This is a genomic window from Streptomyces sp. NPDC046931 (assembly GCF_040644655.1).
In the GTDB taxonomy this organism is placed as follows: domain Bacteria; phylum Actinomycetota; class Actinomycetes; order Streptomycetales; family Streptomycetaceae; genus Streptomyces.
This window is the reverse complement of record NZ_JBEYWX010000005.1, coordinates 301424-325491: the sequence shown is the minus strand read 5'-3', so window position 1 is coordinate 325491 and position 24068 is coordinate 301424. Positions and strand designations below refer to the sequence as shown.

Sequence of the window (24068 nt, the reverse complement as noted above, 5' to 3'; positions counted from 1 at the left end):
ACTTGGGCAACATTTTGTCCGGAACCTGTCACCGCATCAGCCGCAGGGGGGGGTGCCGACCAGCCGCAGCTCGCCTACGAAGGGCCGCCCATACGGCCTTGCCGACGCCGCGCTCCACCGCGAGGCGCTGAAACGGATGGCTGTAACCGGCACGTGGGCACGTCTCAGGCCCACACCGCCTCGACCACGGCGTGGCCTGCCGAAGCCGCCTGTTCGCAGAGCCCCTGGAGGTCCCTGTGGTGGTCGAGGAACTCCTGCCGGACCTGCGCCTGTTCCCGGATACGCCCGCCGAGCCTGGCACCGGCGTCGTTCCACAGCCCGTCGAAAGAGACAGTCGCGAGGAACTCTGCCTGTGACACCCCGGGCGGCTCCAGAATCATCAGGGGCGGGTTGGAGGGGTCGGCGTCAACGCTGTGTGCCACGGGGCGGCCGCCGTAAATCGGCAGCGTCCATGGCCTGTCGGCGTCCGCATCGAGGACACCGGCCGCGGCGTAGAGGTCATTGACGGAGTTGCAGACCTCCTCGATCGAGTCGGCGATACCCGCCGCGTACTCGTCGGGATGGTTGTCCCAAGCCTTGGACATGAACGCCGCGAGCCAGGTGCGGTCGTCCAGGATCTCGGCTTCCGCGACAGCGCGAAGGTGCAGGTGGATGCTCACGGCGTCGAGTCCCCAGTCTGGCCGACCGCCGGTCGGGCCGAACGGACAGAACTTACTCGGCGGCACTGACGGCGAGACCCCCCGTCTCTCAACGCGGAACGCCCGGCGCTGCCAGGACGTCCTCCGTCACCCGAGCGCCGTGTGTCGTCAAGACCAACCGCTGCGGACAGGCAGCCATCCCTACGGAACTTACGCAACAGGCCCAAGTGGGCCATCAGCACGTCACCGCCTGCGCGGAGACGCGGTCATGCGGGCTGCCACAGCTCGAGCCGATTGCCCTCAGGGTCGGTGACCCAGCCGAACCGACCGACTCCCTCCATGTCCTGAGTCTCTTCGGCCACCTCCGCTCCCTTGGCGCGCAATTGCGCGAGCATCGCATCCAGGTCGCGGACTCGGAAGTTGAGCATGGTCTGCTGGGCGCGGGACCCGAAGTAGTCGGTCTCGGACTCGAACGTTGCGAACACCGTCACCCCGGCTTCCTGACGCCACACACCGCTCTCATCGGTGTCCAGCCCCAGACAATCGCGATACCACGCACTCATGGCCGCCGGGTCGGCCGCCCGCATGAAGTATCCGCCGATTCCAAGCACACGTTCCATGTCCCCATCTTGCCAGGACGGCGATCGAGCGGGCCGGCACCACACCATCGCCCGCTTCACGCCCCCGTCTCAGTCGTGGGGGAACTCGTAAGGAGGTGGTGGCCCGCGGCGCCGTGGCCGGCGGTGGTCGCGAGATCTGGTGCTCGGTATGGGATCGGTCGAGGGACCGGTTCCGCTGAGTCAGCGCACGACCGACCGTACGGCGTCAGCCGAGCGGCCCACCACCGCTGTCCCGTCGTCCGCGGTGATGATCGGGCGTTGGATGAGGGTCGGCTGCGTGGCCAGAGCGTTGATCCAGCGGTCGCGATGGGCGGCATCCCGCTGCCACGTGTGCATGCCCAGGTCGGCCGCGGCCGGTTCCCCGAGCCGGGTGATGTCCCAGGGCTCCAGCTCCAGCCTTTGCAGCACCTGCTCGATCTCTTCGGCGGTCGGCGGCTCCTCCAGGTAGCGCCGCACCGTGTACTCGGCGCCCATGGCGTCCAGCAGGGTCAGAGCGGAGCTGCACTTGGAGCAGGCTGGGTTGATCCAGATTTCCATGCGTTGTGGTCTTTCGATCGCGGGCCGGGTTGTGTGCGGCGTTGTCAGGTCAGCAGGCTACGCCGGTCAGGGCGAGGAATTCGCTGCGGGAGCGGGCGTTGGAACGCAGCAGGCCGAGCAGGGTGGAGGTCATCGTGCTGGAACCGGTGGCCTGGACGCCGCGCAGGGTCATACAGGAGTGCTCGGCCTCGATCACCACACCGACACCCTTGGGCTCGAGGTGGGTCTGCAGCCAGTCGGCGACCTGTTTGGTCAGACGTTCCTGGACCTGCGGGCGGCAGGCGAAGTGCTCGACGACGCGGGCCAGCTTGGACAGGCCCAGGATACGGGCGCCGGGCAGGTAGCCGACGTGGGCCGTGCCGACGAACGGGAGCAGATGGTGCTCGCACACCGAGCGGACGGGTATGCGGCGGGCCAGGACGAGTTCGTCGTAGCCCTCGTCGTTGGGGAAGGTGGTCAGGTCGAACGGGCGCGGGCTGAAGAGTTCGGCGTAGGCGCGGGCCATCCGGCCCGGTGTGCCGCGCAGGCTCTCCGAGGCGGTGGAGATGCCCAGGGCCTGGAGGAACTGGCCGGCCGCGGCTTCTGCGGCGGCCAGGTCGATACCGCCGGGCTGATGGACGACCCGCAGGGCAGGCCGTACGGATGCCGTCACTTCCTCGTGGCGTGGATCTCTGCGGGGGGTGGTGCGGAGCGGGCGCTCGCTCATGTCAGCTGCCGCCGATGCCGAGGGCAGTGAGCAGGACCAGGACAAGGGTGACCACGGCGAACAGTCCGTGCGCCAGCACGACGGGCAGCGGGAAGTGGCGCTCGGCAGGGACGGCCGCGTCGGCTGTTTGTGCCGTCGCCGTGGCTGGTGTCGCCTCGGCGGTGGCCCGGTCGCGGTAGACGGGGATCCAGCGGGCCAGCATGACGAATCCCAGCAGGGCGACCGGCAGGAGCAGGCCGAACGCGGTCCAGGCCAGGGCGCTGCTGTCGGCCACGACATAGATGATCCACACCACCAGCCCGATCGCGGCGAGGGCGAAGTGCCCGAAGACGACCGGCACGGGCAGGCGGCTGGCGCCGGACTGCTGTTGCCGGATTCCGCCCCGTTGGATCCAGGTACCGAGCATGTAGAAGCCGCCGAGGGCGGTGACCGCCCAGGCGGTCAGTGCGGCGATTTCCATGGGGGAACTCCCGGGTGATGAGGGTGTCGAAGGCAGCCGGACGACACCGGCCGCCGGGAAGGCTGCGCGGGCCGGGTCACATGGCAGAGCGGGCGTCTCGTTCGCTGATGTCAGGCGTGTAGCCCTCGGCCTGGGTGCTCTCGTCGGCGACCCGTACGCCGTAGCGGTAGGCAAGCTTTCCGCCCAGAAATCCCGCGACGCTCAGGGCTGCCAGGCTGAGTGCGGAGAGGAGGAGCCTGCCGAGGCCGACGCTCCCGCCGTCGGTGCAGGTGCTGTGGCGCCACAGGAAATTGACGGTGTAGGCGGCGGTCACCAGCAGGTTCAGAGTCATATGGACCAGTGCGGTGCGAAAGGCCGGGGTGCCGGCCGGAATCGCGAACAAGTCGAGGAACCCGACCATGGCCGCCGGCAGGGCACCGATCACCCCGAGGGCGATCAACCACTGCGAGCCCTGGGTCAGGAACCCCGGACGGTGTACGACGTGGGAAGCGATGTCGAACACCAGGCTGGCCACCCAGGCGCCGATCGGCACGGTCACCAGGATCGGGTGGAACGGATGGCCGTACGGGCCGGCGAGCGAGGCGCTGACCGGACGCTTCGCTTGAAGCTGCGACTCACTGACCATCGCGACCTCCTCGCTAGTTTCACCAACAAATCTTGGTGTTATTCGGGATGGACGTCAAGATGCGCAGCACATGGAGTCAAAGAAGGGCTTGTGCCCACACACATGGGAGTTACCGTGGTCTCGTGGCTTCTGACCCGACTCCGCAGGCCGACGCGGCCCACACCGCCATCGACTCCGTCAGCGCCCTGAGCGAGGACTCGCGGCGGCGCATGTTCAGCTTCATCCGGCGTGCCCGCCGAGCCGTCACCCGCGACGAGGCCGCCGCCAGCGTCGGCATCTCCCGCAAACTCGCCGCCTTCCACCTCGACAAGCTCGTGGACGCCGGCCTGCTCCGCGCGCGCTACGAAACGCCCGACGGGATCCGCAAGGTCGGCAGACAACCCAAGGTGTACGAAGCCACCGACGCTCAGATCACCGTGAACATCCCCGACCGCCGCCACGAACTCCTGGCGGACCTCCTCCTGGATGCCGTACTGACCGAGGGTGCCGACGAAAACGCCGCGCAGGCAGCCCTGCGGACCGCCGAGCAGCGCGGTCGGCGGATGGGCGAGACCGCGCGGGACGAGACCCGCCCGGGCCGCCTGGGCCCAGAGCGCGGCGTGACCGCCTGCGAGCGGCTGCTGGACCAGTACGGCTACGAACCCGTCCGGGAGACCCCCACCCGGCTCCGTCTGCGCAACTGCCCCTTCCACCCGCTGGCCGCAAAGGCCCCCGACCTGGTGTGCGGTATGAACCAGGCCTTCCTCAGCGGCTTCCTCACCGGCCTCCAGGTCAACGGAGTCCAAGCCGTCCTGGCCCCCGAACCCGGGGAATGCTGTGTGCGGCTGAGCCCGGACGACACCGATGGTGACGACCAGATGGCCCAGGACCACTGACGCGACGCCGACCGCCCGCCCTCGCGGGCCAAGACCCACGGAGTCGGGGCCGCCATCGCGGGTCGAGGACGCAGGCCCCGCAGGACTCCTCTTCCTACTCGACCTGCGACAGCTCTACTTGATGGCCCAGGCGGTCAGCGTCCGCTGGACCCTCCTCGGCCAATTCGCACAAGCCGTCGGCGATCCGGACTTGCTCACCGGTCGAAGTACACCGCCCCTCAGGTTTTGGCCACAGGCGACTGGCAGTGCGCCCTGGTCGGGTCGTCTGTCGCCGTGGCATCTTGGCCGAGTGATGCGCGGGGAAGAAGAGGAGTGGCTGGCGACTCAGCGTCCGTCGCGCGTGCGTGAGGTCCAGGCCGGTCGCCTGGCCTGGACCGAGGTCGACCTCATCGACATAGAGGGCGGGTTCGCGCGTCCGTTGCGTGAGGGGCTGGAGGTCTTCGGCGTCCACGTGAACTATCTGCCCGTCGGCCAGCCTCGCCACCTGGTGGCGGCACTGGACGGCAGCAGACCGATCGCACCTTATGTGATCGTGTCCTGCCACGGCGACGAGGGACGCATCCTGCTGGAAGACGTCGCCGAGGAACTCGCCCGATTCCAGCCGTTCAACGGTGCCATCGGCCGAGAGCGAGTACGCGAACATCTCCACCTGCCCGGCAGCGTCACACTCGTCACCGGCGGCGATACCGGGGAGCCTGCTCTCGCCGACGCCTTCCTCGACGCCGACGCGAGCATCTATGTCGCCCCGCGCGGCGCCCCGTTCGGCTATGCGAGCGTGTTCGCCCCGTTGTTCTTCTTCTACGAGCTCACCGAGCGGCGCACCCCCATGGAGGCCGTGGAACGCCTGCGCGCGCACGATGAGGAACTTGCCATGTGGCACCTCTATCGACGCTGACTGCCATGCCCGCGGCCCAGGCTTCGGCGCGTCTTTGCCGGCCACGTGCGGCCTCAACCACGCGAACGCGGATGCCCTGCCTTATGGATGCACAAGCCTTCCAGGAGCGCGGCCAGATAGCGGCGGGCGGTCTCGACACGGTCGGCGGGGGCGCTGTGGACGGTCGCGGCGTAGGCGACTCCGCACATCAGCGGCACCAGGTCGTCGGAGGTCAGGTCCGCGCGCACCACCCCGGCGTCGCGCGCCCGCTCGAGCAGCTGTGCGCCCACCGACCGTAGGGTCCGCTTCAGTTCGGTGGTGCGCGGCAGGGCGTCCGTGACTGCGGCGGTGACCGTGGACAGGGAGGCGTCGGTGACCTGCGCTTCGATGGTGCGGGTCAGGAAGTCCGCGAGGGCGCGCCCGGGGTTGGCGTCGGCCAGCGCCTGCTCACCGTGGGCGGCGAGTTTCTCCAGGCAGGGGGTGGCAACGGTCTCCAGGAGCGCCTCGGCGGTGGGGAAGTGGCGGTAGACGGTGCCGACACCCAGTCCGGCGCGGCGGGCGATGTCGTTGAGCTGCAGTGGTGTGCCTTCGTCTACGAGATCGCGGGCCACGGCGACGATCCGTTCCCAGTTGCGGGCGGCGTCCTTGCGTAGGGGGGCGGTCGTCATGGGAGAAGTCTATCTGGATGGTTCATCCGATTGCTGTGGCCTGCGAACCGGATGAGCCACCCCACCCCTTCCTTTCCCTCCTCTTTCTTCCTTCCTCCTTCGGGCGACTCCGTGCCGAGCCGAGGCTGCGCATCGGCCGAGAGCGCTGGGTCCGTCCTCGCCGACCTCTTGGCGCCCTCCGCCGGACGCCCACCTTGTCGGCGTGTGGAAACGGGCCGCCTTGTGGTCGTAGCCGATCGGCCCCGGATCCCGTCACCCGGTCGTGACGGGAGCGAGGCGCTCACTGAGGCGGCGGACGGCCTTGGCGATGCGGGGATCCGTCGCCGAACGGAAGGGGGCGACCGGATGCGCCTGGGGTCCGATGACGACGCCGGTCCGGCCGGCCAGCGAGCCGTCGGTCGCGGCGAAGATCGAGGGCCTGGCCGCCACGGACGCCGGACCCGAGGTCGAGCGTTCGAACTTCCGTCGGACCAGTGGCCAGAGCAGCCGCAACCCCGGCGAGACGATCTTGGGATCGCGCATGGTGCCGTTGGTCATGTCGGTCGCGGCGCCGCCGGGGTCTGCCGCGAAGACCGAGACGCCCGTGCCGTCGAGCCGGCCGGCCAACTCCAGTGTGTAGGCGAGGTTGGCGAGCTTGGCGCGGCCGTACCAGTGGAAGCCGTAGTAGCCCCCCGGCGGCTCGACGGCGTCGAAGGCGTGCTTGGCGACGCCGATCGCGCCCGAGGTGACGTTCACGATCCGGCTCGGCGCACCGGCTCGCAGTGCGGGCAGCAACAGTTCGGTGAGCAGATACGGCGAGAGGTGATTGACGGCGAACGTCGCCTCGATCCCGTCCACCGAGTCCTGCCGCTCCGGGAACATCGCTCCGACGTTGTTGACCAGCACGGTCAGCGGACCGTTGGCGGCGATGCGGTCGGCCAGGGCGCGGACCGCATCGAGTGAGGAGAGGTCGGCGGCGAGGAACTGGGCGGAATGCAACGGTGCCGTTTCGTTGATCCGTTCGACCGCGCGGTCACCACGCTCGGCATTGCGCCCGACCACCGTGACCGCAAGGCCTGCCTCGGCCAGCCCCAGGGCGGTCTCGAACCCGATTCCCGCTGTGCCCGCCGTGACCAGCGCTGTCTGCTTCATCGCATGACCCGTTTCGCATATGTGGATGGATTATCCGGTTGACGCCACCATAGCAGATCCGGATGGTCTATCCGGTTCGGTTTGGGCTGGCATGGTGTTGCTGCGGGGCTGCGGGGCTGCGGGGCTGCGGGGCTGCGGGGCTGCGGGGCCGCATGCCGGCCGTAGCGCACAAACCCGTTCCCGATTGCGGTGGGTTGAGCTTCCGCGCGGGCGCTTCTGAGTACGCGTACTCAAGGCTCGGCGGCTATCGGCGGAGAGGGTGGAGGCAGACCGAACGACTGGAGAGGATCGTGCCCGTGTCCCGCAGCATCAGCCGACCCACCACCGCCTTGTGTCCTGGCAGGTTCCGGACCGTAGCTGTCGCTCTCGTCGGCGCGGCCGCCTTCATGGCGCTCACCGGGTGTTCCTCCCTTGAGTACCGGGAGGACATCTGCATGAGCAACGAGTACCCCGTCCTGACCGTGGGGGACACCGGTTCGGCGTGCGTCGGGGAGGGTGATCAGCCCCCGGCGGGATACGTGCGCTATCCGAAGGGCAAGGTGCCCCAGCAGGTCGACGACAAGTGGGACGTGTACTGGCGTACTCACACGCTCGACAAGGACGGCAACGTCATCGACGCGCCGGACGCGGGCTGACCGGTCGGCCCGAGCGCCGGCTCCGGCTGGCGACGCGCCGCGCGGTGTAGCGGGACCTGGAGGGTGTCTCTGTAGGGGCCCGGGAATCTCGCGTGCGTGGGTCCTCTGCCCTTAGGTCAGGACGTGGCTTGCGGTGATGACGGGAACGGCACGATGCCACGTCCGACGCCGGCGGCCAACGGCAGGTCCCGCGGGGCTGCTCTGTCCCAGGAGGAGTCCCACAGCTACCAGCAGAGGAGCAGTGCAGCCCACGTTGGAGGTAGCGGCCGCCCGGTCGCGCGCTGCGCTCCAGCCCCGCCCGGCGAGCAGCCACGAGTAGACCGCATGAGCGCTCGCGACCGCTCTACACTGCCAACGAGAAGCTCGGCACCCACGAGGACCCCGGGCTGTTCACGACCTCATCGAGGACTTCGCGCACGAGACGCACCAGTTGGCCGAGCAGCAGCGGCAAGCAGAACGCAGGGCCCCAGATAAGGAACGCCCGAAGACTCGGTCGCCGCGCCTTCGTCGGCATCCTTGTGGACCAATGGCGGGCAGCCGCAGGCTGTGGCCAGGTACGCCCGGACGGGGAGCCCTCGATGACGGTGGCCCACCGGATGAAAGGAGCAGCCATGCAGACTGTTGAGGAAGTCGACGCCTTCGCGGCGGAGGCGCACGCCGGCCAGGTCGACAAGATCGGCGTCCCCTATGTCGAGCATGTGCGGGCGGTCGCTGCGGGACTCGCACCGTTCGGCCCCGAGTTGATGATGGCTGGGCTGCTGCATGACGTTATCGAGGACACGCACTGGACGGCTGAGCAGTTGCGGGCAGCTGGTATCCCGGCCCATGTCGTCTCTGTCGTGGAGGCTGTGACCAACGAGCCCGGCGTGCCCTACGGCGAGAAAATCAAGCGCATCACCGGCAACCGAGACGCAACCCTGCTGAAGATCTCCGACAATGCACACAACAGTCACCCCGACCGGGCCGCCCACCTTCCCGCCGGGAAGCGCGATCGGCTGGCTGCGAAGTACCGGGCGGCCCGCGACGTACTCTGGGCCGCCGCCGACAGCGACCACATCGAGGCTGTCCTCTCGATCGTCAACCCTTCGCTGCTTGCCGAGCTGAGGGAGCGGCAGACCGCCGCACAATCGGCGCCCCCACCATCCCGGCGCTGAAGCCACCCACCGCATGACAAAGCCCTGCCCGGACCCCGGAGCGTGCCGCTGCGCGCGGGACTTCGGCTGGGACGGTGGCATCGACGAGGAGCTTGTCCTCGCAGCCAATGCGTATCAGTCGACGACACACGCAGAGCACGGAGCACGGAGCGACGGTCATGGATCAGGCTGGGCTCTGCGCAGCAAGCTCTGCATAACCGCGATTCCCACGTTCGGCACCCAGTGGGTGTGATGTGCCGCTGAGAACGAAGAGTTGCGCTGTCTGACTTCCGGCTCCCACTGCGTGGTCGGCCTCGCCGGGACGGCAGCGGCGGGACTCGGGGTTGTACTCGCTCATGATCACGCCGGCATGGTCGCCGTCAGGCTCAGTTCGTCGATCGGGGCGCGGCCCGCCAGTGTTCGGGCCGGGCGTATCCGACGACGGTCCGAGGACTCCCCCCGTCGAGCGCGCGGGGGTCCAGGGCGGCAGCCAACGCGGCGTTACTGCCCCGGGACCAGCCGGCGAGCGCGATCCGTCCCGTGTCCCCGCCGAAGTCGGCTCCGTGGTGCCGGACGGACAAGGCGCAGCACGACAGGCGAAGCCTCCGAGTCGGCCTGCACGTATCGAGGTCCAGTTGGCGGACGCCCGAATCCATTCCGAAGCTCGTACGCGCCGTCCGCCGATGCCGGCGGCGTGGCCGAACGCGCGCTTCCAGGTCCGTCCGCGTAACACACTCCTTCGAGGCATTCGTGGAGATCAAGGCGCGATCGACCGGCACCCGGAGTCGGACACACGGAGTAGCCCAGCGTGCGCACCCCGGGCCCGCGCGCGAGGCTGATGCCATGGCTGAGCGTCGTGTGATCGTGTTCCCGCCCGGGGAGGGCGGCGGCCGGCGTGTCCAGGTCGACAGCGAGACGCTGGGCACGGCGTACAGCTTGCATGACCTCACGGTGTTTCTCGAGCGTGCAGGGCTGGAAGGTATGGACGAGTTGGATGTAGTCATGTCGCCGCTGGTGGAGTGGCATGGCGGCGGCCCCGAGGTGTGGCCGGCGGTGTCGTGATTCCTTGCGCGCTGCGGGTGGGTCCGCCAGTGTGGGCTGTGCCACACGGCCGCGGGTCTTCCGCTTTGACAGGCGGAGGCGTACGTTCCGTTTACCTCGCGACGGCGCCCCCCCGGGCGCCGGCCCACCGGTTCCGGAACGGTGGGCCACGCGGGGGCCAACGTGGAAGTCGCTGCACATGCGGGCGAGGAGTAATCCGTACGTAAACGTGCCGATCCGGGCCTGCATGCACGCATCAACCGTGGGCAAGATGGTGTGGGTCGTGGCCGTGGTCCTGTCTCCTGGCCTGCCGGCGCCGCGGCTGTTCCTCATCACGGGAAAAGCGCATCGTCACAACTCTGCTGCCCGCGGTCTACGCCCTGGTCACCTGCGGCTCGACGAGCCTGGAATCGCCGGCCGGGAATCCGAGGAACCGGGAGGGCGGCGGTCTCGCCATCCCTGTGATCGTCGCGGCTGTGCACACGGCGATCCTGGACACCGACTGGAAGTCCGGCCGGCAGACCGGGGGAGAAGGGCGGCTGCTGCACTGGATCTTCCGTCTGAGCGCGTGCAGGGCGTACGGTCGCTCGTATCCCGCGAGGGGCGCCCTTCGGGGCACCGGCCCGCCGATCCCATGGTCTGGAACGGCGGGCCGTTCCCTTTCAGAGGGGGCTGCGCCCGTTGGACACCTCGGCACTGGTAGCGGCCGCCGGCATTTCGTGTCGCCTTGATCCGGTCATGCCGACCGAAGCGCCCCTCCTGGGCGGGACGTCGTGCTGTATCCCGCTTGTCCGCCATTCGGCGGTCGCCGACGTGAACCCGGTCGGGTGGCCGGCTCGTACCGATGCCGAGTTTCACGATCCACTCCAGAGGTCGCGGACGGTCGCGCCCTCAGCGTCTGACGCAGACCGGCCACGCCCTGGGGCTGCTGCTCGTGTTGCCGGTCGACGATCTGGTCGAGAACCGCCCGCTCGCGACGCGGACGCTGCTCGTGACGGCGACCGCACTGTTGCTCACCGCGGCGAGGCCGGTATTCGGGATACGGCAAACCAGGTGGCTACCCGGCCTGGGAAGGCGCCTTCATGGGCGAGGGCCCGGGCACAAACGGCGCGGGCCCTCTCGGATGTCATCGGCCGTCACACGTGCGGACGGTCGCCCTTCTCCTGATGGGGGACGGTCTGGTCCGCTCCCGGAAGCGTCGGCTTCGGCAACGTCCTCACCTCCTCCTTCGCCTTCTCCAACTGCTCCGCGGTGTCGTCGGGGAGCGGCGGCGGACCAGGGCGGGCGTCGCTGAAGCGGAAAGCGGTCGTGAAGTCGCCGAAGGTGCCGCGACGCCAGTCGCTGATGTTCGGCTCCTCCACCCCGGTGAGCCGCTCCAGGAACTGCAGGGCTGAGGTGTGGTCGAAGGCCTCCGAAGCAACCCAACCACCGACCGTCCAGGGCGAGATGATGATGGCGGGGACGCGGAAGCCGCCGCCGATCGGCAGACCCCTGATGTACTCGTCCGCCGTGCCCACGGGTGGAGTGGGCGGGGCCACGTGGTCGAACAGGCCGTCGTTCTCGTCGTAGTTGAGAATGAAGGCGGTCTTGCGCCACACCGCCGGGTTCGACGCGATCGCCTCGATCTTCGAGGCCACGAAGTCGGCGCCGGCTGCCGGGAGGTAGTCGGGGTGCTCCGACTGGTAGCTCGTGGGCACGATCCAGCTCACGGTCGGGAGACGGTCGTTGCGGGCGTCGTCCTCGAAGGTGCCAGCGGGCTGCGGGCGTACGCCGCGCTCGTACAGGTCGGACCCGGGCTGGGCGTTCTTGAAGGTGGCGAACTGCTCCAGCATGTTGCAGCCGTAGTCGTCGTTCTGCTGGTACACCTTCCAGCTGATGCCGGCGGCCTGGAGCCGTTCGGCGTACGTCGTCCAGCGGTACGGCCTGGGCGCGACGTTGCTGATGATCGGGCCGCCCCGGGTGCCTCCGGGGTCGATCGTGCCGGTCATCCACATCAGGCGGTTGGGCCAGGTGGGACCGAACACCGAGCAGTAGTAGTTGTCGCAGATGGTGAAGGTCTCGGCGAGCGCGAACTGGAACGGGATGTCTTCGCGCGTGTAGTAGCCCATCACATAGGGGCCGTTGACGCCGTCGGCCTGGCGGTGGGCGGGCAGCCACTGGTCCATCTTGCCGCCGTTCCAGGCCTGGTGCTGCACGGCCCAGGCATGGCTGGTGGACGGGATGGCCTGTGCGCTCGACTTGTGGGTGTCGAGGTGGAAGGGCAGCAGATAGCCCTTCGGGTTCTCGGCGTCGGGCTGGTAGAAGACGGAACGCCCATTGCCGAGCGTGAGGGCATGCGGGTCGTCGAAGCCCCGGACCCCCGACAGGGTGCCGAAGTAGTGGTCGAACGATCGGTTCTCCTGCATCAGCATGACGACGTGCTCGATGTCGCGCAGCGAGCCTTGCTCGGACGGCCCGGCGGCGACGGCCTTCTGAACGCTCGGCGGGAGGAGGGAGAGCGCTGCGACGCTGCCCAGCGCGCCTGCGGCCGAACCCAGAAGTCTGCGGCGTGTCAACTCAGGCATGAGGGCCCCTTCTTGAGCGAGAAAAGTAGCTCTTCGGAGTGGCGGCCGGCCCGCCGAAAGGCGGGCCGTCTATCATCCTTCGCCCGTCACAGCGGGGTGCATCAGGGATGGTCAGTGAACATGTGGCCAACGTGCGGGAAGGGGTTGACCAAGCCGTGACCGCCAACTTCCGGACGTCGCACCGCTGTTGCCCCCCGTTGAGAAGGCGGCGGACGCTCCAGGGACCCGGGCGCGGCTACGCCACGCGCATCCGGCGTTCGAGCACTGCCGCCGGCACCGCTCCGGGGCGCCCCCGCGAGCGGCGGGCCGTCCTGCATGGACTCCGAGCGCTGGTGGATGGCCTGCTCGCCACGCGGTGGCCAGGCCCGCCGGTCGTTGTCCGGCGGGGCTGGCCAGCGAGGCTTTTGCGGAGGCCCGGCTCAGCGCACCCTTGCAAGGTTGCCGGCGATTGCCGCGAGCAGGGTGTCGCCGTAGGCGGCGGAGCTGTCCGCAGCCCGGCAGACGTAGCCGTTCGGGACGGACGAGCAGGGCGGCAGCGCCCCATTCGTCGGTGCACTTGGCACGGACGAGGTCGACTCGTGGTGGGGAGGCCGGGGATCGGCCGGGACACTGCCGGCCAGATCGAGCAGGAGGGCGTGCCCCGAGCCGAACAGTGCCGACAGCCGGATGGGGCCTGCTTCGGTGACGAGGTCGGCGTCCGGCATGCGCTGTCCGGTCTGCGGATGCTCCCCGGGCAGCTCGTAACGCAGCGACAGGCCGGACATCAGTCCTGCGAGATGGCGGTAGGCATCGGGCAGCCGCAGCAGGTCGATGAAGATGTCGCACAGGGCGGCCACGTCCCCGCTCGGGTTCGGATCTGCCAGGACGCGCTGCGCCGACGTGTGGTGCAGGACCTGCGCTCCGACCGGATGCCGTTCGGCGTGGTAGCTGTCCAGCAAGCCGCTCGGCGCCCGGTCCCGGACGGCCGCGGCCAGTTTCCAACCGAGGTTGAACGCGTCCTGTATGCCGAGATTGAGCCCCCGGCCGCCCAGCGGCGGGTGGATGTGCGCGGCGTCCCCCGCGAACAGGACACGGCCGGCCGTATCGGCGCTGGTGCCTCAGCAGATGGGTCATATGAGCACCCTGACCCGTCATGCGGGCGGTTACTGGACCATGCTGGTCCCCACAGGAGGATGCCGGCGAGTACCCCCTGCTGGGTCCCGGGCCTGCCGGGAAACGGAAGCCCGAGCAGTTTCCGCACCGTACCGTGGCCGCCGTCGCACGCCGCCAGGTAGCGGGCCCGCACCTTGAGGCCGCCGGCCGTCACGACCACATCGTCGTCGTCCGGCTCGACCTCTGAGACGGCAGTGCCGCGCAGAATCCGCGCACACCGGCGCCTGACCGGCGGCAACTGGAGGGAACCGTGCTGTCACGCGGCAGGTTCGGCCGGTGGCGGCGGCGGCTGCGGCCGGTGGGTGAACCGTTGAAGGCAGCGGGGAGAGCGTTGCCGGGGCGCGGTGGCGGGCGGGGGCTCAAGCTCCTCGGGCGGCTCTGCCGATGCCGGCAGCGGCGCTACCGCTCTTTGCAATGACGGCACCTACTCATACGCCGCGCACCACCAGGGTGCCTGCTCGCACCATGGAGGGGTCGCCGTCTTCTACAGGTAGGTCGGGTGCGGGGGGAGGCGCTGGCCTGTTTCCGTGGTTGTCCGACCCCGGGGAAGCCGGTCAGGTCAGCCCGGCGAGCGGGTCGGTGGGCTCCCAGACAGTGGGGAGCACCACCTCGACACCGTCTCGGCGGGCCAGGGGCAGCAGTTGCTCCATGGTCGTGTCGAACCGGTCTGCGAAGTAGGGCATCGGCCGCAGCGGTCGGTCCAGACCGGTGAAGAAATCGTCCCAGTGCACCAGGACGACACGTCGGGCGCCGGCCGTGCCCACGACCTCATCCCAGTATGTGCGTACGAACTCCGGCGACTGTCTGCCGAGAATCCCTACGCCGAGGTAGATCACGTCAGCCTGGCAGTCGGCGAGCATTCCGGGCCGGTGGTTCGCGCTGGCGTGCAGCAGCACGCTGCCCCGCGGGTGGGAGACGTGCACGGAGAAAGCCGTACCGGTCTTCCAGGCACGCGTCCGGGCGGGCGGAACCAGTGGTTGGTCGACCGTGCCCGGGTAGTGGTCGCCGGGGCTGTGCAGGGAGTCCAGGAAGGTCAGCTCGAACCGGCCGTAGGTGAGCACGTCGCCGCCCTGGACCACCTTCAGCGACGACTCGGGCACACCCACACCGCGTCCGACGTTGGCCGTCGACTCCGAACCGACCAGATCGGCACCGGTCTCCAGACACCACACCGGAGCGTCGAGAGCGTGGTCGTAGTGAGTGTGCGCGCAGAACACGGCCGCGAGCGAGTGGGCGTCCGACCGCTCGATCGCATCCCTGACCAGCGCCCGATCAGGTCCGATGCGGCCCAGCAGCACACGCAACAGCCCCGGCCTGGTGACGAATCCGTCACAGAGCAGTGTGGTGTCCCCATCGGAGAGCAACAGAGAACTGGTGCCCAGGAAGCGCGCGGTCAGACCATCAAGGGTGACCACCGAACGCTGCATGTACGTGTTGTAGGGGCGCAGACTCGGACGACCGAACGGCGATCTCATGGCGCTGTCACCTCCACCCATGCGACTGGACCAGAACGAGCTGCGGCCGTCCGAGGCAGACGTGGCTGGTGTGCGGCTGCACGTCGGGTGTCATCGTCGCCTCCGCAAGGTTCGGTGTGAGGGTGGAAACGATATCGGCCGAGGGGGAAGTCCGATCGATCACGGCTGGACAATGAGCCAAGTCGTCGGTGGGTGATGAGGGCAGCAGGGGAGTTGGAGGACTGCTTCGTGACCGAGGCGAAGGCCCGCTCGATCATCATCGGTAGATGTCCGGTCCCGTGCCGTGCCGCGTTCCGCGGCGGGCGATCGCGGGCCACGTCGTCCGGTTCGGCGCTGCATTCGGGCAGGGCCCGGCGCATTCCCCGTGCAGTCGCAGGAACGCGGCCGCTTCCTGCTCGGTATCAGCACGCAGGCGTTCCCCGGTGAGTGCCCGTCAGGCGCGGCCGCCCGGGCGGGCTGCTCTTGGCGTAGCAGGGCGCGGCCGTTGCGGCGCAGCACTTGTGACCGCGGTGACGTAGACAGTGTCTGCGACTGTGGTAGACATTGTCTATGAGTGATGAGAGCTCCCTGCGTGAGCGGTTGATCGATGCCGGGGTGGACCTCGTGCTGACTGAGGGTTCCGCGTCAGTGGGCTTGCGGGAGACAGCCCGTCGAGCAGGGGTGTCGCACGGAGCGCCGCGTCGGTACTTCCCCACGCACCACGCGCTGCTCTCGGCCATCGCCCGCCGTGGCTTCGACGACCTCAGAGCCCGGTTCGAGGCCGCGCTCGCCGACACGACCACACCACGCGGCCAGTTGGAGGCCCTTGCGCGGGTGTACGTCGGCTACGCGCTCGAGCGCCGCGGCATGTTCGAGCTGATGTTCCGGCATGAGCTGCTCGACAGCGCGGCGCAGCCGTTGGACCAGCCACGGCTGCGCGAGTCGACCCTCCCCCTGTTCGGGCACATCACCCAACTCGTCGCCCGATGCCGATCGGAGCGGGATGCCGCGCAGCGTACTGACGGGCCATACGAGGCGGCACCGGCGCCCGCCGTGACCGCCGCCGCCCTGTGGTCGAACCTGCACGGCATCGCCCAGCTATGGGCCTGGGGCAGCCTGCAACTGGCCCTCGAGGCCACATCGGTGGCCGACGACCCAGGTGACGAGCAACGCGACCGGCTCATCACGGCAGTACTGGATGCTCATCTCGGCCTGGTGACCTCGTGACGGCACGCGTACAGCGGCAGCTCGCTCTTCTGGTCAGCGTGGCAGGCGCGATGACCGTCGCACTGGACGGCACCATCCTGCTCGTGGCGCAGCCCAGCCTGCAGCGTGATCTCGACGCGAGCCTGGGGCGGATCCAGTGGACGAGCACCGGCTATCTGGTTGCGGTGGCCGCGTTGCTCGTCATCGCCGGGCGCATGGGGGACCGGTACGGACACGCGCGCCTGCTGTTCGTCGGCGTCCTCGGTTTCGGGGCCGCCTCGGCGGGGATCGCGCTCGCGCCGACCGTCGGCTGGGTGACAGCCCTGCGCGCGGTGCAGGGTGGATTCGGCGCGCTCCTTCAGCCTGCGACGCTTGCGCTGCTGCGGCTGGCGTATCCCGCGGACCGGCTCGGCACGCCGATCGCCATCCGCACCAGTGCGATCGCGGTGGCGGCGGGGTCCGGTCCGATCCTCGGCGGCATTCTCGTGGCGCATCTAGGGTGGCGCGCCGTGTTCTGGGTCAATGTCCCTATCGCGTTAGTCATCGCCGCCCTTGTCCTCGCCGTGCGGACGCCGCCTTCGACACCTGCCAGCTCTTCGCGGCTCGACCTCACCGGTGCGGGACTGCTCGCGATCGGGCTCGCGGTCCTGGTTCACGCCTTGGCCGACGTGCCCTCGAGGGGGTGGACCACAGCGCCGACGATGCTCGAACTCGCCGCCGTCACAGGCGTGGCAGCGGTGCTCGCCTGGCACGAACGCCGCACCCCGCACCCAATCGTTCCGCCGGCCGTGGCGCGGTCCGCACCGGTGGCGGCGGCGATGGCAATTCTGCTGGTCACCTCCGCCGGCCTGTTCGGCGCACTCTTCCGGGCCACGTTCTACCTTCAGGACACGCTTCACCTCGACCCGCTCGCCTGTGGTCTACGGGTCCTTCCGCTGACCGCGCTCATGATCCTCGGCGCTCCCGCCGCGGACGCCGCACTGCGCCGCCATGGTGCGCGCCGCACCGCGACTGCCGGTACGGTCCTCGTCGCGGCCGGCATCGCGGGGCTGTCCCGGCTCGGTGCGGCCAGCCCGTGGATGGCCATGGCCGGGGCCTTTGCCGTCATCGGTGCCGGGTTCGCCACGGTGATGGTCACCGCCACCGGTACCGTCGTCGGCGACGCGCCGCCCGGGTACGCCGGGGTCGTCGGTGGGCTCAAGCAGACCGCCATGAACATCGGGCCGACCCTCGGCATCGCCGTCGCGTCCAGCGCAACCGGATCCGCAGTTTCAACGATGAGCCCTGTCCTGCTGGTGCTGGCCGCACTCGCCGCCCTCGGCCTGCTGCCCGCGTCGCTCCTGCCCCGGTGTGCGGCTCATCAGCAGGGAGGCGACACGACCGCGGCGCACTCGGCGACAGCACCGACACTGCAGGCGGCACCTGCTCGACAGACGAACAGTTGAGCAACCGCCGACCACACACAGCGGAGGTGATCCGGAGCGGGCGCGGGCGCCCTCTCCGGCGCGTCGCCTGTCAGGCACAGCCGAATCCCGAGCACGTCGATACGGCTCTCCGCCGGCCGGGCCCGCATCAGCAGAAGGCGTTCGGCACCCGCGCGGAGCGCCCCGTACACGTACTCGTCGATCTCAAAGGTGGTCACCACCCCGTCGTTCTGTGAGGCCCGGCTGTCAGTGGTGGGTGCAAGACTGCCTCGCATGATCGAACCGAACCCGAAAGCGGACCTTCTCAGATACCTGCAAGACGCGCGTGACGCCCTGGTGTGGAAGCTCGACGGGCTCTCGGAATACGACATCCGCCGCCCGCTGACCCGCACGGGCACGAACCTTTTGGGACTGGTCAAACACGTCGCCGGTGTGGAACTGGGTTACTTCGGCGACACGTTCGGGCGGCCGTTCTTCGACGAGGAGCCGCCGCCCTGGTGGTACACGGAGGACGCAGAACCCAACTCGGACATGTGGGCCGCTGCAGGCGAGTCACGCGAAGACATCGTTGGGCTCTATCACCAGGCGTGGGAGCACTCCAACGCCACGATCACGGCGCTGGCCCTTGACTCGATCGGTCGCGTCCCGTGGTGGCCGGAGGAACGACGTGAGGTGACCCTGCACCACATCCTGGTGCGGGTGATCTCCGATACCCAGCGCCACGCCGGGCACGCCGACATCGTCCGAGAACTCATCGACGGAAGCGTCGGGTACTTGAAGGACAGCGACAGCATGCCCCAAGGAGACGAGGCATGGTGGGAGAGCCACCGACGTCGACTGGAGCGTGTGGCGCGGGAAGCCGGCGACGGCTGATCTCACCCTGCCGCCGCCCACCCCGTGGCGATGAGTGGGCCGAGGGTGGGGTGCTCGGCGCCGGCCATCAGGAACCGGGTGCCGGTGGCGATGGCGCGGTACTTGCCGATCACCAGCCGCTCGGGGCCGTAGGCGTACAGCACATTGCGCTGCCGCACTCGCAGGGCGTTTCCGGGGCGTCGTGGTACGTGAAGTCCCCGACCTCGATGCGTGGGTCGGTCACCAGGGCCTTGAGGAAGGCCACCCGCTGGTGATCGGGCAGTGGGTGGATCACCTCGGGTCGGGGATCGCGGAGGTCAGCGGTGTGTGTCCTTCCTGTGGGTCGAGGGCGGATCAGACCAAGGTCGTGATGCAGAACGGGTGGCCCGCGGGGTCCAGCAGCACCCGCCAGCGTTCGGGCTGCGGCTGGAACTCGGGCTTGACGGCGCCCAGGTCGAGAAGTCGCTTCTCGGCGATGTCCAGGTCGTCCACCCCCAGCTCGATGTGCGCCTGCTTCTCCTGGGTGGGGTCCGGCCAGGTGGGCGGGCGGTAGTCGGCCAGGCGGTTGAAGCCGAGTCCGGTCGCTCCCTCCTTGCCGAGCAGGACGAAGTCCTCGCTGGAGAAGACAACCGACATGCCGAGCAACTCGCCGTAGAAGCGGGCCATGTCGGCGGGATCGGCGCAGTCGAAGGTGACGGCGGCGTAGCGGAACGCGGGTGTGGAATTGGTGTCCGTGCTCATGAAGAGAACGCTATGACGTAACCCGGACAGTTTCGGTCCTGGTTGTGGCGTGGGTGTGGAAGACTTCCGTGAGTGATCAGCTCCTCCGCCCGTCTGCTGAGGCTGCTGTCCCTGCTGTCCTCCCGGCCGTCGTGGACCTGCGCCGAACTGGCCGAGCGCATGGAGGTCACGGATCGAACGGTCCGGCGGGACATCGCCCGGCTCCGGGAGCTCGGGTACACCGTCGACTCCGAGGCCGGTCCGTGGGGCGGTTACCGCCTCCGCGCCGGTTCCCGGGTGCCGCCGCTGATCCTCGACGACGAGGAGGCGCTGGCCGTGGCGGTCGGGTTGCGGGAGGCGGCGCTGAGCGACGCCCTCGGTGGTGACCAGGCCGCACTGTCCGCCCTGCTGAAGCTGCGCCAGGTGCTGCCTCGGCGGATCGCGCAGCGGTTGGGCGAGCTGGACGACGCTTTCGTCAGCCTCCCGGGGGCCGACGGGCCGCAGATCAGGGCGGGCCTGTTGCTGGAGTTGGCAGTCGCCTGCCGACAGGGCGAGCGTGCCCGGCTGTCGTACGTCGACGCAGAGGGACGGGCCACGGTCCGGGACGTCGACCCGTACCGTCTCGTCCGCACCGGACGCCGCTGGTACTTCGTGGCGCGGGACGTGGTTCGAGGAGAGTGGCGGACGTTCCGGGCCGACCGTGTCGACCGTGTCGACCGCCTCCAGCCCATCGGCCGGCCTGCGGACCTCACCGACCCGCCCGACCCGGCATGGCTGGTCTCCCGCAACATCGCGAACGGTCCCTACCCACTGACCGCGACCATCCGCCTCCCGCTCCCCATGGACGCGGCGCTACTGATCGTCCCCGCGACGGTCGGCACCCATCGCTCCGACGGCCCGGACGCGACCGTGGTCGACATAGGCGGGCCCGATCCGGATGGCCTCGCCCGCTACCTCCTCGGCCTGGGAACTCCGCTGCGGGTCCTCGCACCGGAGTCGGTACGGCAGGCTCTGCTGCGTCGCACCCGGGAACTCCTGGAGGCCCACGGGTGAGGGCTGAACCAATGGGTGGCCGACCGGGATGTCCGGGCGGAGGACGGCTGTCCCCCGGACGGTGTCTGGTGGTGAGTCGGCGGTGCGCGAGTCGGGTCAGCTCAGCTGTGGTGGGACCCAGCCGTGGTGCCGAAGGATCATGCGTACGGCGGCGCGGGAGGGTGTCAGCCGCATCGCCGCGTTGCGCAGGGCGACGGCCAGTGGGTGGGAGAGCTGCTGGCCCACCCGCCCGGCCTGCCGGGCGGCCCGCGCGACTGCCTGGCTGCGCGGCCGGCGCTCGGCGTCGTACCGGGCGAGCGCGGCTTCGACGGTGGGGCCGGTGGCGAGCGCGGCGGCCAGGGTGACCGCGTCCTCCAGCGCCTGGCAGGCGCCCTGTCCGAGGTTGGGGGTCATCCCGTGTGCCGCGTCGCCGAGCAGCGCGATGTGGCCGACCGTGTACGAGGGGAGCGGCGTACGGAGCTCGTTGACGTCGTGGTGCAGCACGGCGTCGGTTCGGGTTGCGTTGAGCAGGGCAGGGATCGGGTCGTGCCAGTCGTGGAATCGCCGGCCCAGTTCGGCCAGTGGGTCGGCGAACCGCGTCCCGGCGGGGAGGTTGAGTACGGCGTGCCACTCGGCCCGCCCGTCCTGCAAGGCGATGTGGCCGAACTCGGCGCCTCGGCCCCAGGTCAGCTCGAAGTCGGTGCGCAGTTCGACCGCTTGCTCGGTGATGGCGCGCAGCACCGTCGAGCCGCTGTAGACCGGGCCGGGGTGGGCTGGGAAGAGAAGACTGCGTACCTTGCTGCCGATGCCGTCGGCCGCTACCACCAGATCGGCGTCCAGGACCGTGTCGCCGCAGCTGACCCGAACCGTCCCGGGGCCGATCTGCTGGACCGATTCGGCCTCGGAGCCGATCAGCAGGGTCTCGGCGGGCAGGGAGTCGCGAAGCAGCCGGTGCAAGGTGGAGCGTGGGATGGCCATGATGGGCGTGCCCACTGCCTTCTCCAGCACCGCGCCGTCCATCCGGGCCAGCCAGCCACCCCCCGGCGTGCGGGTGCCGCCGCGGTACTGGCCCCGCGAGGCCTCCCGCACCGCCTCGCCGACGCCGAGTTCGTCCAGTGCCCGAAGGCCGTTGGCGGCCAGCGAGATGCCCGCTCCCGCGTCGTCGAGCACGGACGCGCGCTCGACGACCGTCACCTCCCAGCCGACGCGTCGCAGACCGATCGCGGCGGCCAGCCCGCCGATGCCCCCTCCGACGACCACTGCCGTGTCGCCCATGCCGATCCCCCCAGCGCTTCTACATCTGTAGAAGGATGACCCTACCTGAGGCTCTACAGGTGTAGAAAGGAGCCATGGTTTCAGATCGGCGCACCCTCCTCGCGGACGCGGCTCTCGCCGTACTCGCCGACGAAGGGACCCGCGGCCTGACCCACCGCGCAGTCGACCGCAAAGCGGCCATGCCGCTCGGCACCACGTCGGCGTACTTCCGCACCCGAGCCACGCTGCTCACCGGACTCGTCACGCGCCTGGTCCAACTCGACCAGGCGGAACTGCAAACGATGGCCGAGCGCCTTCCATCCCTACGCACCGCCGAGGAACTGGTGGAAGGCATCGCGCTGCTTACCCGACACCGACTCACCGGCGAGGGTCGCCGCCGCTCGCTCGCCCGTTACGCCTGCGCCGTCGAGAGCGTCCGCGACCCCGAGCTGCGCGAGATCCTCGTACCCCGCGAGAACGCCGGCCGCGAGGCCGTCCGGCTGTTCCTCGCCGGGCACGGCGTGACGGACGTCGAGAACCGCACCCACACCCTGCTGACCTGCATCGACGGACTGATCTTCGACCGGCTGGCAAGCGGCGGCGAAGTGCCGCGCGAGGCCCTCGAAGGGCTGGTCGCCGCCGCGCTGCGTTAAGGACACCGCGCCGTCGGCGGTTCCGGCCTGAGCAACGTGCGCTCGGCCATCAAGGCCGTCACCGCCCGCTGCCACCGTTTCCCGTCGCCGATCGACAGGGACACCGGACCGACTCCAGGCATCACGGGTGATCACTGACAGACACGGCACCCCGCTCGCGGTCATTCATCCTCACCGGTGGGGACCGCAACGCGCGGCGGCCAGGCCCCAGTTCGTACCGAGACCGCCCACGGTAAGGAGAGTGCGCGCCCCCTGGCGGCGCACGTCCGGCAGGATCCACTCCAGCTTGCGGATCTTGTTGCCGCCCCAGCCGCCCGATCCGTAACCGCTCTCGTCCTTGCACCAGACCGGGACCACGGAGGTCAGTCCGGTCAGCTCCCGGACCGGAGTCGGCGCCCGGCCGAGCCGGAGGTGGGGCAGTGAATCGGCCAACGGGGTGTAGCGGCTGTGCAGCAGCGGACGGCTCATACTGACCGGCCCTTCAACGAGGCGTCGCGGCCCGGCCGCCGGCCCGCGGCACCGGTTCTCCGCCGAGTGCCGGTGAGCTCCGCGGCGCCGCGGAGACCGTCAACCCCAGCACGGCACTGCACGTGCTGTGGCCGTGATCTCCACAGGGGCAAGCCGTGCGTAACCCTTCGAGTCTAGGTCAGGTCTGACGGGTCGTGGACTCGCGTGGCAGCCTCATGACGCGGTCGGTGATCGTTGGAACGGTTTCCGAGGCCCTCTGGAGAAGCTGAAGGCCGTTCAGGGCGGGCGTGTGGCGGGTGTGTGTCTGCCCGGGGTGCACGACTGCGGCCTGCGATTCCGCCTGGGCAGTTGCGTCACTGTGGCGCTGTGACAAGGCGCAGCAGAAGGTCGCACAGGACTCCCGGCGAACCGGAGGTGACACACAACCGCAAGTGGCCGTCGGCGCGGACGACTGCCAGGCTGGCATCTCGGCTCATGCCCGACGGAAGATGATCCGGCGTGAGACTCACTGACCCTCCACGGTCATCCAGCGACCACCCTCCCGCACCGGTCAACTCGCCGTCCCACGACCAATCGACCGGAAGCCCGACTGCCGAGAACCGCCCGTTGGCGGAAAACTCGACCTTCCCGGTATAGCCGTCCACCTTCCAGGTCCCGAGGATCGAGGACCGGGAGGAGGCGACAGCAAGACGGGGCCTTGCGCTGTACCGGTCCATGAGAAGCCAGGCGGCCCCGGCGAGGAGCGCGGCGACCAGAACCACGAGCGCCACGGCACGACGCCGCCGCGTCGGCCGCTGTTCTCTCTTACTCATCGCGCAGCTCCCACAACTCGCTTGATCATGAATGGGGACAGTGTGGCAAAGAGGACCGTGCGCGTCACCGCAGTGCTTTGCGGCATCCCGGCGCCCCGACGGGCGTGGTCGGTGTGCAAACCGGTAGGCGGCCCTGCCGGCGGAGAAGTCGACCATCGTCTGGGCCGGGGGCGGGTTGTGACGTCGACCAAGTCGGTCAAGTCGGTCAAGTCGTTCAGGCGGATCGCGTCTTCCCCAGGGCATGTTCGAGCGCCGGCAGCCAGTTGTGAACATGCAGGGGTTCCTGCGGGCCTTATGCGCTGAGGTAGTCCGATACCGCCGGGACAGCGAGGCCGGAGCATAGGCATGAGCGACGTAGTCAGCACAACCCCACCAGACAGAGACGCGGCTGCCGAACAGAGGCAGGGTCCTTGGGGCGGTGTGGAAGGTGCGGCGGCCGAAGAGCGGTTTCGGGGTTTGTTGGAGGCGGCTCCGGATGCCATGGTGATCGTGGATGATGCGGGGGATATCGCTCTGGTCAATGCGCAGACGGAG

26 protein-coding genes and 3 pseudogenes are annotated in these 24068 nt (G+C 69.4%); 12 read left to right on the top strand and 17 right to left on the bottom strand.

All coding sequences use genetic code 11. The features are described 5' to 3' along the window. Positions 1–164: 164 nt before the first annotated feature. The 6 genes from ABZ876_RS13550 to ABZ876_RS13525 all read right to left on the bottom strand — a co-directional run bounded on the left by ABZ876_RS13550 (position 165) and on the right by ABZ876_RS13525 (position 3586). A complete protein-coding gene (locus ABZ876_RS13550; RefSeq protein WP_361778953.1) occupies positions 165–659 on the bottom strand; it encodes a DUF1877 domain-containing protein in 495 nt (164 codons plus the stop codon). Positions 660–904: 245 nt separating this feature from the next. Continuing rightward, positions 905–1258 carry a VOC family protein gene (locus ABZ876_RS13545; protein WP_361778950.1) on the bottom strand — a complete coding sequence of 118 codons (354 nt, stop codon included), beginning with the start codon at positions 1256–1258 and terminating at the stop codon, positions 905–907. A gap of 180 nt (positions 1259–1438) precedes the next feature. After that, positions 1439–1795, bottom strand: coding sequence for an ArsC/Spx/MgsR family protein (locus ABZ876_RS13540; RefSeq protein WP_361778947.1), 357 nt, complete (start codon positions 1793–1795; stop codon positions 1439–1441). Between the two features lie 49 nt (positions 1796–1844). Further along, on the bottom strand, positions 1845–2501 hold the full coding sequence (folE, locus tag ABZ876_RS13535; protein WP_361778944.1) for a GTP cyclohydrolase I FolE: 657 nt from the start codon (positions 2499–2501) through the stop codon (positions 1845–1847). A gap of 1 nt (position 2502) precedes the next feature. Beyond that, the gene (locus tag ABZ876_RS13530) at positions 2503–2961 is read right to left on the bottom strand and encodes a hypothetical protein (protein ID WP_361778941.1); all 459 of its coding nucleotides are present in this window, start codon (positions 2959–2961) and stop codon (positions 2503–2505) included. 76 nt (positions 2962–3037) lie between these two features. After that, on the bottom strand, positions 3038–3586 hold the full coding sequence (locus ABZ876_RS13525; RefSeq protein ID WP_361778939.1) for a DUF2231 domain-containing protein: 549 nt from the start codon (positions 3584–3586) through the stop codon (positions 3038–3040). A gap of 122 nt (positions 3587–3708) precedes the next feature. Here ABZ876_RS13525 and ABZ876_RS13520 point away from each other — a divergent pair, with 122 nt between their 5' ends. Then, on the top strand, positions 3709–4461 hold the full coding sequence (locus ABZ876_RS13520) for a helix-turn-helix domain-containing protein (RefSeq protein WP_361778936.1): 753 nt from the start codon (positions 3709–3711) through the stop codon (positions 4459–4461). 121 nt (positions 4462–4582) lie between these two features. Next, a complete protein-coding gene (locus ABZ876_RS13515) occupies positions 4583–5356 on the top strand; it encodes a hypothetical protein (protein WP_361778934.1) in 774 nt (257 codons plus the stop codon). Positions 5357–5409: 53 nt separating this feature from the next. Here ABZ876_RS13515 and ABZ876_RS13510 read toward each other — a convergent pair whose 3' ends face one another. Both ABZ876_RS13510 and ABZ876_RS13505 read right to left on the bottom strand, forming a co-directional pair. Then, the gene (locus ABZ876_RS13510; RefSeq protein ID WP_361778931.1) at positions 5410–6003 is read right to left on the bottom strand and encodes a TetR/AcrR family transcriptional regulator; all 594 of its coding nucleotides are present in this window, start codon (positions 6001–6003) and stop codon (positions 5410–5412) included. 252 nt (positions 6004–6255) lie between these two features. After that, a complete protein-coding gene (locus ABZ876_RS13505; RefSeq protein ID WP_361778928.1) occupies positions 6256–7134 on the bottom strand; it encodes an SDR family NAD(P)-dependent oxidoreductase in 879 nt (292 codons plus the stop codon). Between the two features lie 434 nt (positions 7135–7568). Here ABZ876_RS13505 and ABZ876_RS13500 point away from each other — a divergent pair, with 434 nt between their 5' ends. The 3 genes from ABZ876_RS13500 (at position 7569) to ABZ876_RS13490 (ending at position 9964) form a co-directional block, all read left to right on the top strand. Next, complete coding sequence (locus ABZ876_RS13500; RefSeq protein ID WP_361778925.1) at positions 7569–7769, top strand: hypothetical protein; 201 nt, start codon at positions 7569–7571, stop codon at positions 7767–7769. A 611-nt stretch (positions 7770–8380) separates the two neighbouring features. Then, entirely contained in the window at positions 8381–8923 is a 543-nt protein-coding gene (locus ABZ876_RS13495) for an HD domain-containing protein (protein WP_361778922.1), read from the top strand. Between the two features lie 822 nt (positions 8924–9745). Beyond that, a complete protein-coding gene (locus ABZ876_RS13490; protein ID WP_361778920.1) occupies positions 9746–9964 on the top strand; it encodes a hypothetical protein in 219 nt (72 codons plus the stop codon). Between the two features lie 1115 nt (positions 9965–11079). Here ABZ876_RS13490 and ABZ876_RS13485 read toward each other — a convergent pair. The 4 genes and pseudogenes from ABZ876_RS13485 to ABZ876_RS13470 all read right to left on the bottom strand — a co-directional run. Next, positions 11080–12507 carry an alkaline phosphatase family protein gene (locus ABZ876_RS13485; protein ID WP_361778917.1) on the bottom strand — a complete coding sequence of 476 codons (1428 nt, stop codon included), beginning with the start codon at positions 12505–12507 and terminating at the stop codon, positions 11080–11082. A 419-nt stretch (positions 12508–12926) separates the two neighbouring features. Further along, on the bottom strand, positions 12927–13445 hold the full coding sequence (locus ABZ876_RS13480) for a hypothetical protein (protein ID WP_361778914.1): 519 nt from the start codon (positions 13443–13445) through the stop codon (positions 12927–12929). A gap of 6 nt (positions 13446–13451) precedes the next feature. Next, a pseudogene (locus tag ABZ876_RS13475) lies at positions 13452–13538 on the bottom strand (FAD-dependent monooxygenase); the annotation flags it as partial. Positions 13539–13729: 191 nt separating this feature from the next. Further along, positions 13730–13819 (bottom strand): annotated as a pseudogene (locus ABZ876_RS13470) (FAD-dependent monooxygenase); the annotation flags it as partial. Positions 13820–14003: 184 nt separating this feature from the next. On the opposite strand from ABZ876_RS13470, the gene ABZ876_RS13465 reads away from it, so the two are divergent. After that, a complete protein-coding gene (locus ABZ876_RS13465; protein ID WP_361778911.1) occupies positions 14004–14153 on the top strand; it encodes a DUF3761 domain-containing protein in 150 nt (49 codons plus the stop codon). A 60-nt stretch (positions 14154–14213) separates the two neighbouring features. Here the strand turns inward: ABZ876_RS13465 and ABZ876_RS13460 are convergent, their stop codons facing one another. After that, complete coding sequence (locus ABZ876_RS13460) at positions 14214–15134, bottom strand: MBL fold metallo-hydrolase (protein WP_361778908.1); 921 nt, start codon at positions 15132–15134, stop codon at positions 14214–14216. Between the two features lie 549 nt (positions 15135–15683). Between ABZ876_RS13460 and ABZ876_RS13455 the strand changes: the two genes are divergently transcribed. The 3 genes from ABZ876_RS13455 to ABZ876_RS13445 all read left to right on the top strand — a co-directional run bounded on the left by ABZ876_RS13455 (position 15684) and on the right by ABZ876_RS13445 (position 18616). After that, the gene (locus ABZ876_RS13455) at positions 15684–16340 is read left to right on the top strand and encodes a TetR/AcrR family transcriptional regulator (RefSeq protein WP_361778905.1); all 657 of its coding nucleotides are present in this window, start codon (positions 15684–15686) and stop codon (positions 16338–16340) included. Next, positions 16337–17764 (top strand): MFS transporter, encoded by a 1428-nt coding sequence (locus ABZ876_RS13450; RefSeq protein WP_361778902.1) that lies wholly within the window; start codon positions 16337–16339, stop codon positions 17762–17764. The genes ABZ876_RS13455 and ABZ876_RS13450 overlap by 4 nt, the downstream gene beginning before the upstream one ends. A gap of 252 nt (positions 17765–18016) precedes the next feature. Continuing rightward, the gene (locus ABZ876_RS13445; RefSeq protein ID WP_361778899.1) at positions 18017–18616 is read left to right on the top strand and encodes a DinB family protein; all 600 of its coding nucleotides are present in this window, start codon (positions 18017–18019) and stop codon (positions 18614–18616) included. 50 nt (positions 18617–18666) lie between these two features. Here the strand turns inward: ABZ876_RS13445 and ABZ876_RS13440 are convergent. Together ABZ876_RS13440 and ABZ876_RS13435 are read right to left on the bottom strand one after the other, a co-directional pair. Next, positions 18667–18890 (bottom strand): annotated as a pseudogene (locus tag ABZ876_RS13440) (antibiotic acetyltransferase); the annotation flags it as partial. Between the two features lie 59 nt (positions 18891–18949). Next, positions 18950–19336 carry a VOC family protein gene (locus tag ABZ876_RS13435; RefSeq protein ID WP_361778896.1) on the bottom strand — a complete coding sequence of 129 codons (387 nt, stop codon included), beginning with the start codon at positions 19334–19336 and terminating at the stop codon, positions 18950–18952. A 72-nt stretch (positions 19337–19408) separates the two neighbouring features. Here ABZ876_RS13435 and ABZ876_RS13430 point away from each other — a divergent pair, with 72 nt between their 5' ends. Then, the gene (locus ABZ876_RS13430) at positions 19409–20368 is read left to right on the top strand and encodes a YafY family protein (protein WP_361778893.1); all 960 of its coding nucleotides are present in this window, start codon (positions 19409–19411) and stop codon (positions 20366–20368) included. Positions 20369–20464: 96 nt separating this feature from the next. Here the strand turns inward: ABZ876_RS13430 and ABZ876_RS13425 are convergent, their stop codons facing one another. Then, positions 20465–21622 carry an FAD-dependent monooxygenase gene (locus tag ABZ876_RS13425; protein WP_361778890.1) on the bottom strand — a complete coding sequence of 386 codons (1158 nt, stop codon included), beginning with the start codon at positions 21620–21622 and terminating at the stop codon, positions 20465–20467. 74 nt (positions 21623–21696) lie between these two features. Between ABZ876_RS13425 and ABZ876_RS13420 the strand changes: the two genes are divergently transcribed. After that, positions 21697–22254 carry a TetR family transcriptional regulator C-terminal domain-containing protein gene (locus ABZ876_RS13420; protein WP_361778887.1) on the top strand — a complete coding sequence of 186 codons (558 nt, stop codon included), beginning with the start codon at positions 21697–21699 and terminating at the stop codon, positions 22252–22254. Positions 22255–22425: 171 nt separating this feature from the next. Here ABZ876_RS13420 and ABZ876_RS13415 read toward each other — a convergent pair whose 3' ends face one another. Beyond that, positions 22426–22722 carry a hypothetical protein gene (locus ABZ876_RS13415; protein WP_361778884.1) on the bottom strand — a complete coding sequence of 99 codons (297 nt, stop codon included), beginning with the start codon at positions 22720–22722 and terminating at the stop codon, positions 22426–22428. 1157 nt (positions 22723–23879) lie between these two features. On the opposite strand from ABZ876_RS13415, the gene ABZ876_RS13410 reads away from it, so the two are divergent. Next, positions 23880–24068 (top strand): PAS domain S-box protein (locus tag ABZ876_RS13410; RefSeq protein WP_361778881.1); only part of this gene is annotated, 189 nt, incomplete at its 3' end.

What these genes read in the sequence shown, in the direction of transcription:
- ABZ876_RS13490 (WP_361778920.1), top strand. Translation starts at nt 9,746, where the DNA reads ATGGCTGAGCGTCGTGTGATCGTGTTCCCGCCCGGGGAGGGCGGCGGC.
- ABZ876_RS13540 (WP_361778947.1), bottom strand. Translation starts at nt 1,795, where the DNA reads ATGGAAATCTGGATCAACCCAGCCTGCTCCAAGTGCAGCTCCGCTCTG.
- ABZ876_RS13455 (WP_361778905.1), top strand. Translation starts at nt 15,684, where the DNA reads ATGAGTGATGAGAGCTCCCTGCGTGAGCGGTTGATCGATGCCGGGGTG.
- ABZ876_RS13530 (WP_361778941.1), bottom strand. Translation starts at nt 2,961, where the DNA reads ATGGAAATCGCCGCACTGACCGCCTGGGCGGTCACCGCCCTCGGCGGC.
- ABZ876_RS13420 (WP_361778887.1), top strand. Translation starts at nt 21,697, where the DNA reads ATGGTTTCAGATCGGCGCACCCTCCTCGCGGACGCGGCTCTCGCCGTA.
- ABZ876_RS13505 (WP_361778928.1), bottom strand. Translation starts at nt 7,134, where the DNA reads ATGAAGCAGACAGCGCTGGTCACGGCGGGCACAGCGGGAATCGGGTTC.
- ABZ876_RS13425 (WP_361778890.1), bottom strand. Translation starts at nt 21,622, where the DNA reads ATGGGCGACACGGCAGTGGTCGTCGGAGGGGGCATCGGCGGGCTGGCC.
- folE (WP_361778944.1), bottom strand. Translation starts at nt 2,501, where the DNA reads ATGAGCGAGCGCCCGCTCCGCACCACCCCCCGCAGAGATCCACGCCAC.
- ABZ876_RS13500 (WP_361778925.1), top strand. Translation starts at nt 7,569, where the DNA reads ATGAGCAACGAGTACCCCGTCCTGACCGTGGGGGACACCGGTTCGGCG.
- ABZ876_RS13525 (WP_361778939.1), bottom strand. Translation starts at nt 3,586, where the DNA reads ATGGTCAGTGAGTCGCAGCTTCAAGCGAAGCGTCCGGTCAGCGCCTCG.
- ABZ876_RS13515 (WP_361778934.1), top strand. Translation starts at nt 4,583, where the DNA reads ATGGCCCAGGCGGTCAGCGTCCGCTGGACCCTCCTCGGCCAATTCGCA.
- ABZ876_RS13495 (WP_361778922.1), top strand. Translation starts at nt 8,381, where the DNA reads ATGCAGACTGTTGAGGAAGTCGACGCCTTCGCGGCGGAGGCGCACGCC.
- ABZ876_RS13415 (WP_361778884.1), bottom strand. Translation starts at nt 22,722, where the DNA reads ATGAGCCGTCCGCTGCTGCACAGCCGCTACACCCCGTTGGCCGATTCA.
- ABZ876_RS13485 (WP_361778917.1), bottom strand. Translation starts at nt 12,507, where the DNA reads ATGCCTGAGTTGACACGCCGCAGACTTCTGGGTTCGGCCGCAGGCGCG.
- ABZ876_RS13435 (WP_361778896.1), bottom strand. Translation starts at nt 19,336, where the DNA reads ATGAGCACGGACACCAATTCCACACCCGCGTTCCGCTACGCCGCCGTC.
- ABZ876_RS13445 (WP_361778899.1), top strand. Translation starts at nt 18,017, where the DNA reads ATGATCGAACCGAACCCGAAAGCGGACCTTCTCAGATACCTGCAAGAC.
- ABZ876_RS13460 (WP_361778908.1), bottom strand. Translation starts at nt 15,134, where the DNA reads ATGAGATCGCCGTTCGGTCGTCCGAGTCTGCGCCCCTACAACACGTAC.
- ABZ876_RS13545 (WP_361778950.1), bottom strand. Translation starts at nt 1,258, where the DNA reads ATGGAACGTGTGCTTGGAATCGGCGGATACTTCATGCGGGCGGCCGAC.
- ABZ876_RS13510 (WP_361778931.1), bottom strand. Translation starts at nt 6,003, where the DNA reads ATGACGACCGCCCCCCTACGCAAGGACGCCGCCCGCAACTGGGAACGG.